The organism is Caulobacter sp. UNC358MFTsu5.1 (assembly GCF_000712075.1).
Classification (GTDB): domain Bacteria; phylum Pseudomonadota; class Alphaproteobacteria; order Caulobacterales; family Caulobacteraceae; genus Caulobacter.
Genome location: NZ_JONW01000005.1, coordinates 1,216,707 through 1,230,509 on the forward strand (window position 1 = coordinate 1,216,707; position 13,803 = coordinate 1,230,509).

Consider the following 13,803-nt stretch of genomic DNA (forward strand, 5'->3'; position numbering starts at 1 on the left):
CTTGCGATCAGGATTCGCGATATCGGTAGCCGACGCCATACAGGGTTTCGATGGAATCGAACTCCGGATCGACCTGGCGGAACTTCTTGCGCATGCGCTTGATGTGGCTGTCGATGGTGCGGTCGTCGACATAGACCTGATCGTCGTAGGCGGCGTCCATCAGGTTGTCGCGGCTCTTCACGAAGCCCGGGCGCTGGGCCAGCGACTGCAGCAGCAGGAACTCGGTGACCGTCAGGCGCACCGGCTTGCCGTCCCACAGGCTGTCGTGGCGCGCGGAATCGAGCGTCAGCTTGCCGCGCTTCATGATCTTGGAATTGGCCGCGCCCGGGGCGGCGCCGGCGGCGTCCTCCTCGTCCGGACGGGCCCGGCGCAGCACGGCCTTGACCCGCTCCAGCAGCAGGCGCTGGCTGAACGGCTTGTGGATGTAGTCGTCGGCCCCGAGGTTGAAGCCGAGGATCTCGTCGATCTCGTCGTCCTTGGAGGTCAGCATGATCACCGGGATCTCGGTGGTCTGGCGCAGGCGCCGCAGCACTTCCATGCCGTCCATGCGCGGCATCTTGACGTCCAGGATCACCAGGTCGGGCGCCTGGCTCTCGACCGCGTCGAGACCGGACGCGCCGTCGTAGTAGGCCTTCACGACATGGCCATGGCTTTCCAGCGCCAGCGAAACCGAGGCGACGATGTTCTCGTCGTCGTCGATGAGAGTAATATCGGCCATCGAGCCCTATGGGTCCTTTCGCGGATTTCCTGTCGATACTATCGACCGGCGTCGCCCGCTACAACGCGCGGGGCGGCTAAGCTTTCCCGTTCTTTTGCGGCTCCAGCGTGGCGCGAATGCGGCGCGCCCCGACAACCCGCGCGGCGGCAACCTCACCTTAAGGTCTTGTATCCCATAACGGAGTCTCGGGGAGCCCTTTGCCTATGAGCGACCAAGTCCATTACGAGCTGTTCGTGCGCCGCAAGCCCGGCGCGCAATGGACGCTCGACATGGCGACCGAGATCCGGACCCACGCCCTTCAGACCGCCGAGGAGGCTCTGGAGCAGGGCCGTGCGGTGGCCGTGCGCGTCAGCAAGGAAACCCTCGACCCCGAGACGCGCGAATACAAGTCGATCGCCATCTTCACCAAGGGCCAGGTCGACGGCGGCAAGCCCAAGAAGCAGCAGGAGGACCTGGATCCCCTCTGCGTCCAGCCGTCCGACCTCTACACCGCCCACGCCCGCGACCGCATCGGCCGGCTGCTGGAGGGCTGGCTGGACCGTCACAACGCCACGCCGTTCGAGCTGCTGCACCGTCCCGACCTGGTCGAGAAGCTGGAAGCCTCCGGCACCGACCTGCAGCACGCCCTGCAGAAGATCGCCATCCCCGAGGCCGAAGCCCGGGGCATGTCGGTCCACGAACTGATCCGCACCTTCCAGGGCCTGGTCGAGCGCACCGTCGCCAACCTGATGAAGGCGTTCAAGAAGGGCGACCTGCCGGACCTGGACAAGGAAGGCTTCGCCCGCGCCGCCGAGCGCCTGGCCATCGATCCCGACCGCGCCTTCCTGCTGGGGGCCGGCGTCGCCGCCTCGATCGCACCCGGCAAGAACTGGTCCGAGAAGATCGCCCGCCTGCTGGACCTGGCCGACGCCGCGCCCAGCGAGCCCAAGGCCCGCGCCGCCGCCCTGGCCGCCATCGAGACGCCCCTGGCCGAGATCATCGGCTCCAAGGCCGGCATGGCCGACCTCCTGGGTGGTCAGAAGGAGGGCGGCGAGGCCGACCTCGGGACCACACTGGCCGCCATGACCCGCCTGGCGGGCGGGGCGCAGGTCGAGGCCCTGATCCGCGTCGAGACCGGCGTGCGCAACTGCATGCCCGAGCTGTCGGGCACGGCCCGGCGCCTGTGCGAATGGCTGAGCGGCGAGGAATTCCCCGCCGTGCGCATGTCGATCGCCCAGCGGGTGCTCAAGGAACTGAACGGCGTGCGCCGCCTGAAGCCGGCCGACGCCGAGCAGGAGATCGAATATCTCCGCGCCCTGGCCATGAGCCTGACGGCCGCCGCCGGCCGCATCCTGCCGCCGGAAGACATCACCAGCGCCTTCACCACCCGGTCCAAGACCCTGCTGAACGGCGAGTTCATCGAATCCCTGCTCGGCCGCGACCGCTCGTCGCGCGAGGAGGTGCAGATGCTGATCCGCCTGGCCGAGAACGTCATGGGCGCGGTCAACAAGCGCACGGCGGCCCGCTGGCTGTCGGCCAACGTCCTGGCCCTGCGCTTCGAGCGCGAGCTGCGCCAGGGTCCGGACTCGGCGGCCGCCAAGCTGGCCGCCCTGGCCGCCCTGCAGAAGGCCCTGGTCCGCTCGGGCCTGGTGGTCGAGGACTACGAGCCCCTGTGCGCCCGCCTGGGCGAGGTGGGCGGCATGATCGAGGCCGACGCCCGCCTGGTCGCCATGCTGGTCCGCGCCCCGGCCCCGCTGCCCCAGAAGATGTCGGTGCTGATCAAGCTGGCCATGGGCGAGGCCGGCCCCACGGGTCCCGTCGCCGACCGGGCCAAGACCGAGGTGATGAAGCTCGCCCGGGCCCCTGAGGCCCGCGAGGAGCTGGCCAATTCGCCGGAGACGATGGACCTGCTCAAGGGCATGGTTCAGCAGAAGGCGGCGGCTTAGCAATCTCGCCCTCTTTCAAAGAGAGAGGGATTCTCCCAGCGCCTCGACCACCCTGTCCACGTCCCCGTCCGCCATCGTCGGATAGAGCGGCAGGGTCAGGCAGCGCGCGTACCAGGCGTCGGCGCCGGGCAGGTCCAGGGCGCCGTAGCGGCTCTGGTAGTAGGGCTGGCGGTGCACCGGGATGTAGTGGACCTGACTGCCGACGCCGCGCGCCTTCAGCGCCTCAACCACCGCCAGGCGGGTCGTGCCCAGGGCTTCGAAATCGATCAGCACGGTCAGCAGGTGCAGGGCCGGGTCGGACCACGCCGGGCTCTCCGCCAGGCGCACGGCCGGGGCCAGGGCCGCCAGCTTTTGCCGATAGAGCGCGGTCAGCGCCTTCCGGCGGGCGACGAAGCGGTCGAGCTTGGCCAGCTGCGAGATCCCCAGGGCGCACAGCACGTCGGGAATGCGGTAGTTGAAGCCCAGCTCGGGCATCTCGTACCACCAGGGCTCGGCGCCGGCCGGCCGTTGCATGCCGTGGCCGCGCAGGCTGCGGGCCCGGGCCGCCAGGGCCGCGTCGTTGGTGGTCAGCATGCCGCCCTCGCCCGTGGCCAGGGTCTTGACCGGATGGAACGAGAAGCTGGCGAAGCTGGAATAGGCGCCGTCGCCGACCGGATGGGCCGCGCCGTCGAAGGTCCCGACCGAGCCCAGGGCGTGGGGCGCGTCCTCGACCAGGGTCGCGCCAGCCGAGGCGGCCAGGTCGCGCAGGGCCGGCAGGTCGCAGACGTCGCCGCGCAGGTGCACCGGAAGCACGGCGCGGACCCGGCGACCTTCGGCGCGCTTCAGGGCCTCGGCCAGGGTGTCGGGCGTCATCAGGCCGCTGTCGGGATCGACGTCGGCGAACACCACCTCGGCCCCGACGTAGCGGGCGCAGTTGGCGGTGGCCAGGAAGGTGACCGACGGGGCGATGCAGACGTCGCCCCCCTTTCCTTCATTGGCGCCGACCCCCAGGGCCATCATCGCCAGGTGCAGGGTCGCCGTGCCGTTGGCCACCGCGATGGCGTGCTCGGCCCCGACCTTGGCCTTGAAGGCCGTCTCGAAGGCCTCGACGGTCGGGCCGGTGGTCAGGAAGTCGGCGCGCAGGGCCGCCGCGACCGCCGCCACGTCGTCGTCCTCGATGGTCTGACGGCCGTACGGCAGGAACGGCGGGCTGCTCATCAGGCCTTCTCGGCCAGCATGGCGTTCAGGCCGTCCTCGCTGAGCCAGTCGTCGTTGCTGTCGCTGCTGTAGCTGAAGCCCTCGGCCACGTCCTTGGTCCCCGCCTCGCCCCGGAAGGCCTTGCGCGGATATTCCACGAAGGTCGGCTCGATCACGTAGCGGTCGGCCAGCTCGACGGTGGCGCGGGCGTCGTCGGCGCTGATCATCATCTCGTGCAGCTTCTCGCCGGGGCGGATGCCGATGATCTTCACGCCGGCGGCCGGCGACATGGCCTTGACCAGGTCGGGCATGGTCATGGACGGGATCTTGGGCACGAAGATCTCGCCGCCGCGCATGATCTCCAGCGACGACAGCACGAACTCCACGCCCTCGTTCAGGGTGATCCAGAAGCGGGTCATGCGCGCGTCGGTGACCGGCAGCTCGGTCGCGCCCTGGCTCAGCAGGCGCTTGTAGAGCGGCACCACGCTGCCGCGCGAGCCGACGACGTTGCCGTAGCGGACCACCGCGAAGCGGGTGCCGATGTCGCCCGACAGGTTGTTGGCCGCCACGAAGGTCTTGTCCGAGGCCAGTTTGGTCGCGCCGTACAGGTTGATCGGGTTGCAGGCCTTGTCGGTCGACAGGGCCACCACCTGCTTGACGCCGTTGTTGAGGCTGGCCCAGACCACGTTCTCGGCGCCCAGCACGTTGGTGTGGATGCATTCCGAGGGGTTGTATTCGGCGGCCGGCACCTGCTTGAGGGCCGCGGCGTGGATGACGATGTCGACGCCGCGCAGGGCCAGGGTCAGGCGCTCACGGTCGCGCACGTCGCCCAGGAAGAAGCGCATCTTGCCGTAGGTCGCCTCGTCGAACTGCTCGCGCAGCTCCAGCTGCATGTCGCTCTGCTTCAATTCGTCGCGGGAATAGACGATCACCTTCCGCGGGTTCGCCCGCTTGAGCACGGTTTCGATGAAGCGGCGGCCGAACGACCCGGTGCCGCCGGTCACCAGGATGACCTTGCCGTCCAGATCGAGCTTTTTCGGTGAAAAGCGCCCCAATTTCAGTCTCCTACGCCCCCGCCGCGAACCGCAGGCGACCTGCCGCGCTCGGGACGATTCATGGTTAACGGCCCTTTGTGCCCCGCCAGACGTAAAGAGGACGTCAACCACGTCGTGTCACAAGGGGCCATGCGCCGCGCCCTCCTCATTCCCGTCCTGTCGCTGCTGGCGACCGCCAGCCTGGCCGCCCCGCCCGCCTTCGCCGGTCACGGCAAGGAGGAGAAGAAGGCGCCGCCGACCTATTTCGCCCTCCAGCCGCTGACGGCCACGACCATCCGCCGCGACGGCCGCCGGGGCGTCATGACCCTGGAGGCCGGGATCGAGGCCAAGGACGCGACCCTGATGGAGCGCGCCCAGCAGTCCGAGCCCCGCCTGCGCGCCGCCTTCGCCCAGGTGTTGATGACCTACACCGCCGGCATGCCGCGCGGCGCTGCGCCGGACCTGAACTATCTGGGCGACAAGATGCAGGACGCCGCCGACAAGGTGCTGGGCCGCAAGGGCAGCAAGGTGCTGCTCGGTTCGGCGATGGTGAACTAGGGCGCCGACTTCTTCCGCCGCGCCTTGAAGAACCCCCGCAGCAGGTCCGCGCTCTCCTGGGCCATCACCCCGCCGGTCACGTCCGGCCGCCAGTGGCAGGTGGGCTGGGCGAAGAATTTCGGGCCGTGGACCACCGCCCCGCCCTTAGGGTCCTCGGCCCCGAACACCACCCGGCCGATGCGGGCGTGGCTGATCGCCCCGGCGCACATGGCGCAGGGCTCCAGCGTCACCACCAGGGTCAGGTCGGTCAGGCGGTAGTTGCCCAGCTTGGCCGCCGCGATCCGCATCGCCGCGATCTCGGCGTGGGCCGTGGGGTCATGGGCGCCGATCGGACCGTTGCCGGCCCGGGCGATCACCTCGCCGGTCTTCGGATCGAGGATCACCGCCCCCACCGGCGTCTCGCCCGCAGCGGCGGCGGCGCGGGCCTCCTGGAGCGCGAGAGCCATGGCCCCCAAATCCCCGGCGTCTTGATCCTGGGGGGGATCGGTGCGCATTAGAAAACCGCCCATCGTGAGATGCGCCCTGCCCTTGAAGGACGACGCCATGACCGAGAAATACCAGCCCCACCTGCATGACAACGCCCTTCTGGGTCAAGACGACCACGAGTTCGGTCTCGACGGCGAAGGCGGCGACGGCGAGCGCGTCGCCAAGATGCTGGCCCGCTCGGGCGTGGCCTCGCGGCGCGAGGTGGAGCGGCTGATCGAGGCCGGCAAGGTGGCCCTGAACGGGACCGTGCTGACCACCCCCGCCGTCAAGGTCCGCCCCGGCGACATCCTGACCGTCGACGGCAAGATGATCGACGAGCCCGAGCCGACGCGCATCTTCCGCTATCACAAGCCCACCGGCCTGCTGACCTCGCACAACGATCCCAAGAACCGGCCGACGGTGTTCCAGGCCCTGCCGCGCGACCTGCCGCGCGTCATCTCGGTGGGGCGCCTGGACCTCAATTCCGAAGGCCTGCTGCTGCTGACCAACGACGGCGAGCTGTCGCGCGCCCTGGAGATGCCGCAGAACGCCTGGCAGCGCCGCTACCGGGTGCGCGCGTTCGGCGTGACCACCCAGGAGAAGCTGGACCGGCTGAAGGACGGCATCACCATCGAAGGCGTGCGCTACGGCGCCATCGAGGCGCGGCTGGACAAGGCCCAGGACAAGGCCGGCGGCCGGAACCTCTGGATCACCGTCTCGCTCAGCGAAGGCAAGAACCGCGAGGTCCGCAAGGTGCTCGAGGCCATCGGCCTGAAGGTCAACCGCCTGATCCGCCTGTCCTACGGCCCGTTCGCCTTGGGCACGCTTCTGCCGGGCCAGGTCGAGGAGGTCGGCCCCCGGGTGATCCGCGAGCTGCTGGAAGGCATCATCCCGCCCGAGAACATGCCGCAGGGCGACAAGCCCCGGTTCATCGGCGTGGCCGAGCCGCTGAAGGCCCCGGGCCAGGCGGGCGGCGGCGACGTCCAGCGGCGCGGCGTGCCCCGGGTGGGCAAGATGACCCAGGTCTCCATCCTGCAGCCCGAGGAGAAGGCCGAGGACGAGAAGTTCGTCCGCAAGCCGGGCTGGGCCAAGCCGAAGAAGAAGCCCGTGATCGCCCACAAGGCCGGCGCGGCCAAGCCGGGCGCCGGGAAGACGGCTGCGGGAAAGACGGCTCCGAGCAAGCCGGGCGCGCGTCCGGGCAAGAAGTCGATCGAGACCAAGATCGTCGGCCCCCGCGCCCTGTCGCCGCGCGAGGCCGCCGACAAGCGCATCCGCGAGAAGGCCCTGGCCGAAAAGGCCGCCGACAAGCGCGGCGCGGCGCAGGGCAAGGACGCCCGTCCCGCCTCGGCCAAGCCCAAGCCCGGCGCGCTGCGGGCCGAGGGCTACAAGCCGCAGGGCGCGGGTCGCGGCGGAAAGCCGGGCGGGGCGCGTCCGGCCGGCAAGCCCGGCGCGCCGCGCGGCAAGCGCTGATCGATCAGGCCGCCGCCCTAGGTCGCCGCCCTAGGTGGCCGCGAAGCGGGTCCAGCGGCGCAGCGGGGCCCACCGCGCGGCGATCTCGGCCAAGGCGACATAGCCGGCCAGCATCAGCGGGGCGATGACCAGGGTCTCGGGCGGGAAGCCGTGCGGCGGGTCGGGCTTCAGCGCCATCGGCTGGACGAACAGCAGGATGACGATGTTGTTGGCCGCATGGGCCCCGATGGCGAACTCGATCCCGCCCAGCCGCAGGGTCATCCAGGCCAGGCCCACCCCCATCGCCAGCCGCACCAGGAAGGCGTCGAGATTGGGATCGAAGTGAATGGCCGAGAACAGCAGGCCGCTCAGCACCAGCACGGCGCGGGGGTCGGGGAACCAGGCCCCGACGATCTTGATCAGCCAGCCGCGGAAGACCAGCTCCTCGGCGGCCGCGGCGATCAGCAGCAGGACGACGACCAGGGCCAGATAGGTCAGCCGGACGCCCAGGTCGGGGCCGATCGCCAGGATCGGCGCGCCCGGGGCCTTGGGATCCAGGGCCGCCGAGGCCAGCAGCAGCGGCCCGATCGTCACCGCGAACAGGCCCAGGCCCAGCAGCAGCAGCCGCCAGCGGAAGCGGGGGGCGGCGGTGAAGTACGTCCGCAGCCGGCGGCGATGCAGCAGGGCCGCCGCGCCCACGAAGGCCAGGGCCATGGCGCCGTTCACGACGGCCAGCAGGCCCAGCACGAAGGCCACCTCGGTCAGGCCGGTCGGCGCCTCGCCGCGCCCGATCATCTCCATCAGGCGCTCGACCGACTCCACGCCCCCGCCGACGATCGCGAAGGCGACGAACACGACGAGGCCCGCGATCACCGCCGCCAGCAGGGCCGCGATCACGCCGATGGGCACGGTCAGCAGGAGCGGAACGACGCGCCGGTCGGCGGGCGTCAGATCGTCCAGGAACGGCGACTGTCGAAGCTCTGCTAGCACCACGGTCCTTGGATCCGGTTGTGGATCATCGCTAGGCGTTCGCCGCCCGCGACGCAAGCGGCGCGACACGCGACTTGCCCCGCCAGCCGGCGCGCGGCACACAACGCAGGCAACATGGGGCGACGACAGGGCGGGGCGAGCATGACCGACATCACCGACAAGGAAGCGCAGCACCTTCATCGCCTGATCCTGTTCTCGGACGCGGTGTTCGCGATCGCCATCACCCTGCTGGCCATCGAGATCCATCCGCCCGAGCACTGGAGCAGCGTCGGCGACCTGCTGAGCCAGATGCGGCACAAGCTGATGGCCTACGCCGTCAGCTTCGCCGTCGTGGGCGTCAACTGGATCGCCCATCGCCGCACCTTCTCGCGCCTGCGCCGGGCCGACGGCGTGCTGGACGTGCTGAACCTCCTGATGCTGGGCCTGCTGGCCCTGCTGCCCCTGGGCACCGAGATGCTGTGGGAGAACGGCACGGCCTCGTCGGTGGTCGTCTATGTGGCGCTGGTGACTGCCATCGGCCTGGCCCACGCCCTGGCCTGGGGTTACGCCGCCATGTTCGCCGGACTGTCCGAACCGATGCCGACCGGCGAGAAGGTCTATGTGCTGCTGCGCGTGGCCCTGCTGCCCGGCCTGATGTGCGGCCTGACCTTCCTCAGCATCATCACCCAGACCTGGTGGGGCTGGCTGGGCATCGCCGTGGTCGTGGCCGGACTGTCGATGACCAACCGCCTGATGGCCCGGAGCGGCGCGCTCCCCGCCGTCCCGGCCGCCGAGGACTGAGTCTTGCGCATCGTCTCGGGCCAGTATCGCGGCAAGGCCATCGTCACCCCGCCGGGGGCCAACACCCGCCCCACCTCCGACCGGGCCCGCCAGGCCGTGTTCAACATCCTCGAGCACGCCGCCTGGGCGCCGGAGCTGCACGGGGCGCGGGTGATCGACGTGTTCGCCGGCTCCGGGGCCCTGGGCCTGGAGGCGATGTCGCGCGGGGCCGCCTTCTGCCTGTTCGTCGAGACCGACGACAACGCGCGCGGCGCGATCCGCGAGAACATGGAAGCCTTCGGCCTGTTCGGCCAGGCCCGGGTGCACCGGCGCGACGCCACCGATCCGGGCCCGCGCCCGGGCAGCGTCGGCGCGCCGTTCGACATCGCCTTCCTCGACCCGCCCTACGCCAAGGGCCTGGGCGAGAAGGCCCTGGCCGCCCTGGCCGCCGGCGACTGGCTGTCCCCCGGCGCCGTCGTGGTGTTCGAGCGCGGCCGCGACGAGCCCGATCCGGCGCCGGAAGGCTTCGAGCGGTTGGACGCCCGGGAGTACGGGGCGGCGAAGGTGTTCTTCTTCCGGCTGGCGTGATCAAAAATCCGCTCATCCCGGCGGATGCCGGGACCCAGATGGAATGACTCCCGAGCTGACGCCATGAGCTCGGCGTTCTTCCAATCCGCCACACCGATATGGGATCTGGGTCCCGGCGTTCGCCGGGATGAGCGGGCTATTTTTTGACCTTCGCCGGGGTGGTCTGGGCCACCTTGACCGGGGCGCCGTCGCTGCGGGCCTCGGCGACCAGGCTGGCGCAGTCGGCGTCCTTGGCCTCGCCGCCGGTGACGAAGGGCAGGATGGCGGCCAGGGGCGAGACAAAGGCGCCCAGCGCCGCGGCGATCCCGCCCTGGGCCACCGCCCCGCCGGTCTCCAGCCCGACCTTGGGCGACATGAACGGTCCCTTGATGGTGATCGGGATGAACAGCCGGACCAGGCGCGGCTTCTTGCTGTCGCCGTCGATCCTCAGGTCCATGCGTTCGTTCTGCAGGTCGATCGTGCCCTTGCCGCGCGCCAGCACCACGCCGGTGTCGGCGACGATCTGGTTGGAGGTCATGACGCCGTCCTTGACGTTGAAGTCGGCCACCGCGCAGCGGACGCTGGTCTCCTTGTCGCTCTTGCTGAGCAGCAGGAGCAGGCCCTTGGAGGCGTTGACGCCCAGCAGCTCGGCGAAGGCCTGGCGGATCTGGCCCTTGGGCGAGACCAGGGTCACCTGGCCGTTCGCGGTCGAGGCGGCGCGGTGCACCGAATTGCCGTAGCCGGTCAGCTTGGCCCGGGCCATCACCCCGCCCTCGACGGCCGGCTTACCGTCGTTCTTGATGGTGATGAAGTCTTCCAGCTTGGCGTTGGTCAGGCGCAGGTCCAGATCGGTGCGCGGCACCTTGGGATTGGCGTCCAGCCGAACCTTTCCGGCCAGGTCGCCGCGCGAGAAGGTGAAGGCGATGGGATCCATGGTCAGCACGCCCTTCTCCAGCGTCAGGTCCAGCCGGACCTTCTGAAGGGGCAGGTTCGGCGCGTTGACCGCCAGGGCCCGGTACTTGACCTTGGCGTCCATGGCCTTGACGCGCTCGACCTGCAGGGTGGCGTCGGGCAGCAGGCGCTGGGTGGCGTCGCGCTGGGCGGCCTCGACCTTCTGGCCGGCCGAGGCGGTCTCGCCCCTGCCGGTGGCCGGCGCCGCGCCGACCAGGCTGCCCAGGTCGTCGAAGTCCAGGCGCCGGGACTGCAGGTCGGCCTCCAGATAGGGCCGCTCGCGGCCCGTCAGCACGAACAGGTCGCCCGAGACGTCGCTGTCGCCGATCCGCCCGTTCAGCTTCTTGAAGTCGAACCGCTGGCCGTTGCGGGTCAGATGGCCGCTGATCTTGTAGGGCGGGGTGTTGGGCAGGGTCAGGCCGGTCAGGGCGTAGAGGCGGTTCAGGTCCGTGCCCGAAACGCTCAGCTGGGTCTCGAACAGGCCCAGGTTGAACGGCTTGGTGATGTCGCCCTTGGCCAGGACGTGGGTCGAGCCCGCATCGACCCTGGCGTCGAACGGATAGGGCCGGTTGGGCGAGATGTTCAGCAGCGGGCCGCCGGTGACCAGGGCGGTGAACGGCGAACGGTTCAGCTGGCCCTTGCCCTCCAGCACGAACCGGCCGCGTCCATCGGCGGTGGCGTGTTCGTTGGAATTGACCGTGCCCAGGAAGAAGACGTCGCGCTGCTGGTCTTCGTAGCGCAGCTGGCCGTCATTGATGATGAAGTGCTGGATGGCCGGCAGCTTCAGCGGCGTCTTGGGGGCGTTGGGGTCGCCGAACGTCCAGTTGGCCTTGCCCGAGCCGTCGCGCAGCAGGCGCACGTCCGGCCGGTCCACCGCCAGCAGCGGCAGGATCACGTCGCCCTTCAGCAGGGGCAGCAGCTTGATCTGCACCGCGATGCGGTCGACCTTGGCCATGGGCGTTCCGGCCGGCGAGCCCTTGGGATCGGCCTTGGCCGCCCAGTCGGGCTGGGCGATGCGCACCCCCAGGGCCTCGGCCTTGGGCGAGAACGACCAGGGATGGACGCGCAGGTCGCCGGTGATCACCACCTCGCGGTCCAGCCGCGCCGAGGCGAAGCGGCCCAGCGGGCCCCGGAACCAGTTCCAGTCGAAGATCACCAGGAAGACGACGATGGCGATCGTCAGCAGGATCGCCCCGATCATCCCCCAGCGCGCACGCGGCGGCAGACCGCGCAGACGCGCGATCAGGTTGGGGGGCGGCGGATTGGGGGCGAGCGTCGTCAGGGCGGGAACCTCCGGATACCCGTCCACAACGCGCGGACGGGGTCCTTATGTTCCGAAAACGGTCAGTTCCCGCCCCGGGGCGGCCTCGGCGGCGGCTAGTAGACCAGCCGCAGGCTGCCCACGCCGATGGCGGCCAGCACGAAGGCGACGATCGCCACGATCTCGTAGGCCTTGAAGAGCGGCTTGCTCGGTTGGCGCATGATGAAATTTCCCCCGTCCCGATTTGATGCGTGTGGTCCCCCCTCACGCAATCTCCGGGCCAAAAACATGAGTCTTCACGGCAGCTTGCCCGGCCAGACCAGGAAGCCGCCGGCGTCGCGTCCCGCCACGCGGTAGACCGGATAGGGCGCGACCGGGTCCGACGGCGCCGGGTCCGGAAGGATCCGGGTCCAGCCGCCGTAGCGGTCGCCGCGCAACGGCTGGTCCTCCACGTCCAGCGGCCGCTCGTATGCCCAGCGGTCGAAGTCGCTCCAGACCGCCCGGGCCTCGCACTCGACGCGGTCGTAGCGATAGGCCCCGCCCGGGCCGGTGACCCGGCGGACGGCGCAGTCCTGCGGCCGATCCGCGGCCGACGCGGCGGCGCCCGTTCCGCCTACGGCGGCGACGAGACCCAGCAAAAGCAGCGCACGGCGGATCATGGCGAAAACTCCAGAAGGTTAACAAACCAGAGCCCCTGCGTGCTTTCGCGCGCTTTCGCCTTCAACGCGAGCTTGGCCATGAAGATTCTTCGGGCGATTGCCAGACGCGGCCGCCCGCCCTAGCTTTCGGTCAAACAAGTGTTTGAGGCGGACATGGCGATCGAGGCGGTGATCTGGGATTTCGGCGGGGTGTTCACGACCTCGCCGTTCGAGGCCTTCCGGCGGTTCGAGCAGCAGCGCGGCCTGCCGCAGGACTTCATCCGCCGGGTCAACGCCGCCGATCCCGACGCCAACGCCTGGGCCCTGTTCGAGCGCAACGAGATCGACGCGGCCGCCTTCGACGCCCTGTTCCTGGAGGAGGCCACGCGTCTGGGCCACGCCGTGCGCGGCGCCGAGGTGCTGCCCCTGCTGTCGGGCGACGTGCGGCCGCGCGTGGTGGCGGCGCTGAAGGCCTGCAAGGCGCGGTTCAAGGTGGGCTGCATCACCAACAACGTCGTCACCGGCCACGGCACGGGCATGGCCGGCTCGGCGCAGAAGGCCGAACAGATCGCCGAGATCTTCGCCCAGTTCGACGCGGTGATCGAAAGCTCCAAGGCCGGGGTCCGCAAGCCCGACCCGCGCATCTACGAAATGATGTGCGAGCTGATCGGCGTCGCCCCGGAGCGTTGCGTCTACCTCGACGACCTGGGGGTCAACTGCAAGCCGGCGGCGGCCCTGGGCATGACGGCCATCAAGGTCTCGACCGAGGACCAGTTGCTGGCGGACCTTGCGGCGGCGACCGGTTTGGCGTTCTGAGGGGGAAACCCTTTCCGCCGCAGGAGCCCGCCATGACCCGCCCCGCCAAGATCGGCGCCGCCGCCGCCCTCTCCCAACTGCAGGGCTGGGCCTCGGTCGCCGACAAGGACGCCATCGGCAAGACCTTCAAGTTCACCGACTTCAACGCCGCCTTCGGCTTCATGACCCGCGTGGCCCTGATGGCCGACAAGCTGGACCACCATCCGGAGTGGTTCAACGTCTACAACCGCGTCGAGGTGGTGCTGACGACGCACGACGCCGACGGGGTCAGCGAGCTGGACGTGACGATGGCGCGGTTCATGGACGAGATCGCGGCCTAGCGCCCCCTCCGTCGGGCTGCGCCCGCCACCTCCCCCGTTGCACGGGGGAGGAGAGGCTGGTTCGCTTCCTCCTCACCCGCGAAGCGGGAGAGGTGGCGCGCTGCGAATACGCAGCGCGACGGAGGGGGCGTCCAGAGCCGCCGTTTCCCCCTTCCGTCCCCGCCCCATCCAGTTCA

The 13,803-nt window shown here is 70.0% G+C and carries 14 protein-coding genes; 7 read left to right on the plus strand and 7 right to left on the minus strand.

Features of this window, described 5'->3' with window-relative positions; genetic code table 11:
• Nucleotides 1–7 precede the first annotated feature (7 nt).
• Complete coding sequence (locus BR39_RS0107545; RefSeq protein ID WP_029909332.1) at nt 8–718, minus strand: response regulator transcription factor; 711 nt, start codon at nt 716–718, stop codon at nt 8–10.
• A gap of 203 nt (nt 719–921) precedes the next feature.
• Between BR39_RS0107545 and BR39_RS0107550 the strand changes: the two genes are divergently transcribed.
• Nucleotides 922–2,643 (plus strand): hypothetical protein, encoded by a 1,722-nt coding sequence (locus BR39_RS0107550; RefSeq protein WP_029909334.1) that lies wholly within the window; start codon nt 922–924, stop codon nt 2,641–2,643.
• A 15-nt stretch (nt 2,644–2,658) separates the two neighbouring features.
• Here BR39_RS0107550 and pseC read toward each other — a convergent pair whose 3' ends face one another.
• Both pseC and pseB read right to left on the minus strand, forming a co-directional pair.
• Nucleotides 2,659–3,840 carry a UDP-4-amino-4,6-dideoxy-N-acetyl-beta-L-altrosamine transaminase gene (gene pseC, locus BR39_RS0107555; protein WP_029909337.1) on the minus strand — a complete coding sequence of 394 codons (1,182 nt, stop codon included), beginning with the start codon at nt 3,838–3,840 and terminating at the stop codon, nt 2,659–2,661.
• On the minus strand, nt 3,840–4,874 hold the full coding sequence (gene pseB, locus BR39_RS0107560) for a UDP-N-acetylglucosamine 4,6-dehydratase (inverting) (protein WP_029909339.1): 1,035 nt from the start codon (nt 4,872–4,874) through the stop codon (nt 3,840–3,842). The genes pseC and pseB overlap by 1 nt, the downstream gene beginning before the upstream one ends.
• A 129-nt stretch (nt 4,875–5,003) precedes the next feature.
• On the opposite strand from pseB, the gene BR39_RS0107565 reads away from it, so the two are divergent.
• Nucleotides 5,004–5,411, plus strand: coding sequence for a hypothetical protein (locus BR39_RS0107565; protein WP_029909341.1), 408 nt, complete (start codon nt 5,004–5,006; stop codon nt 5,409–5,411).
• On the opposite strand, the gene BR39_RS0107570 is transcribed toward BR39_RS0107565, so the two are convergent.
• The gene (locus BR39_RS0107570; RefSeq protein WP_156035612.1) at nt 5,408–5,905 is read right to left on the minus strand and encodes a nucleoside deaminase; all 498 of its coding nucleotides are present in this window, start codon (nt 5,903–5,905) and stop codon (nt 5,408–5,410) included. The genes BR39_RS0107565 and BR39_RS0107570 overlap by 4 nt on opposite strands.
• Before the next feature lie 49 nt (nt 5,906–5,954).
• Here BR39_RS0107570 and BR39_RS0107575 point away from each other — a divergent pair, with 49 nt between their 5' ends.
• The gene (locus BR39_RS0107575; RefSeq protein WP_029909346.1) at nt 5,955–7,346 is read left to right on the plus strand and encodes a pseudouridine synthase; all 1,392 of its coding nucleotides are present in this window, start codon (nt 5,955–5,957) and stop codon (nt 7,344–7,346) included.
• 30 nt (nt 7,347–7,376) lie between these two features.
• Here the strand turns inward: BR39_RS0107575 and BR39_RS0107580 are convergent, their stop codons facing one another.
• Nucleotides 7,377–8,315, minus strand: a complete 939-nt coding sequence (locus BR39_RS0107580; RefSeq protein ID WP_029909348.1) for a CPBP family intramembrane glutamic endopeptidase — start codon at nt 8,313–8,315, stop codon at nt 7,377–7,379.
• Between the two features lie 141 nt (nt 8,316–8,456).
• Here BR39_RS0107580 and BR39_RS0107585 point away from each other — a divergent pair, with 141 nt between their 5' ends.
• Nucleotides 8,457–9,095: a TMEM175 family protein gene (locus tag BR39_RS0107585; protein ID WP_029909349.1), complete on the plus strand. Its 639-nt coding sequence runs from the start codon at nt 8,457–8,459 to the stop codon at nt 9,093–9,095.
• A gap of 3 nt (nt 9,096–9,098) precedes the next feature.
• Nucleotides 9,099–9,662, plus strand: a complete 564-nt coding sequence (rsmD, locus tag BR39_RS0107590) for a 16S rRNA (guanine(966)-N(2))-methyltransferase RsmD (RefSeq protein WP_029909350.1) — start codon at nt 9,099–9,101, stop codon at nt 9,660–9,662.
• A 136-nt stretch (nt 9,663–9,798) separates the two neighbouring features.
• Here the strand turns inward: rsmD and BR39_RS0107595 are convergent, their stop codons facing one another.
• Both BR39_RS0107595 and BR39_RS0107605 read right to left on the minus strand, forming a co-directional pair.
• On the minus strand, nt 9,799–11,901 hold the full coding sequence (locus BR39_RS0107595; RefSeq protein WP_369795626.1) for an AsmA family protein: 2,103 nt from the start codon (nt 11,899–11,901) through the stop codon (nt 9,799–9,801).
• Between the two features lie 248 nt (nt 11,902–12,149).
• Nucleotides 12,150–12,512: a hypothetical protein gene (locus tag BR39_RS0107605; protein ID WP_029909352.1), complete on the minus strand. Its 363-nt coding sequence runs from the start codon at nt 12,510–12,512 to the stop codon at nt 12,150–12,152.
• Nucleotides 12,513–12,665: 153 nt separating this feature from the next.
• Between BR39_RS0107605 and BR39_RS0107610 the strand changes: the two genes are divergently transcribed.
• Both BR39_RS0107610 and BR39_RS0107615 read left to right on the plus strand, forming a co-directional pair.
• The gene (locus tag BR39_RS0107610) at nt 12,666–13,307 is read left to right on the plus strand and encodes an HAD-IA family hydrolase (protein ID WP_029909353.1); all 642 of its coding nucleotides are present in this window, start codon (nt 12,666–12,668) and stop codon (nt 13,305–13,307) included.
• A 32-nt stretch (nt 13,308–13,339) separates the two neighbouring features.
• Nucleotides 13,340–13,627: a 4a-hydroxytetrahydrobiopterin dehydratase gene (locus BR39_RS0107615; RefSeq protein ID WP_029909354.1), complete on the plus strand. Its 288-nt coding sequence runs from the start codon at nt 13,340–13,342 to the stop codon at nt 13,625–13,627.
• Nucleotides 13,628–13,803 lie beyond the last annotated feature (176 nt).

Excerpts from the sequence above, each read along its gene's own strand:
- BR39_RS0107575 (WP_029909346.1), top strand. The coding sequence starts at position 5,955 with ATGACCGAGAAATACCAGCCCCACCTGCATGACAACGCCCTTCTGGGT.
- BR39_RS0107610 (WP_029909353.1), top strand. The coding sequence starts at position 12,666 with ATGGCGATCGAGGCGGTGATCTGGGATTTCGGCGGGGTGTTCACGACC.
- BR39_RS0107545 (WP_029909332.1), bottom strand. The coding sequence starts at position 718 with ATGGCCGATATTACTCTCATCGACGACGACGAGAACATCGTCGCCTCG.
- BR39_RS0107585 (WP_029909349.1), top strand. The coding sequence starts at position 8,457 with ATGACCGACATCACCGACAAGGAAGCGCAGCACCTTCATCGCCTGATC.
- BR39_RS0107615 (WP_029909354.1), top strand. The coding sequence starts at position 13,340 with ATGACCCGCCCCGCCAAGATCGGCGCCGCCGCCGCCCTCTCCCAACTG.
- BR39_RS0107565 (WP_029909341.1), top strand. The coding sequence starts at position 5,004 with ATGCGCCGCGCCCTCCTCATTCCCGTCCTGTCGCTGCTGGCGACCGCC.
- BR39_RS0107605 (WP_029909352.1), bottom strand. The coding sequence starts at position 12,512 with ATGATCCGCCGTGCGCTGCTTTTGCTGGGTCTCGTCGCCGCCGTAGGC.
- BR39_RS0107550 (WP_029909334.1), top strand. The coding sequence starts at position 922 with ATGAGCGACCAAGTCCATTACGAGCTGTTCGTGCGCCGCAAGCCCGGC.
- BR39_RS0107570 (WP_156035612.1), bottom strand. The coding sequence starts at position 5,905 with ATGCGCACCGATCCCCCCCAGGATCAAGACGCCGGGGATTTGGGGGCC.
- pseC (WP_029909337.1), bottom strand. The coding sequence starts at position 3,840 with ATGAGCAGCCCGCCGTTCCTGCCGTACGGCCGTCAGACCATCGAGGAC.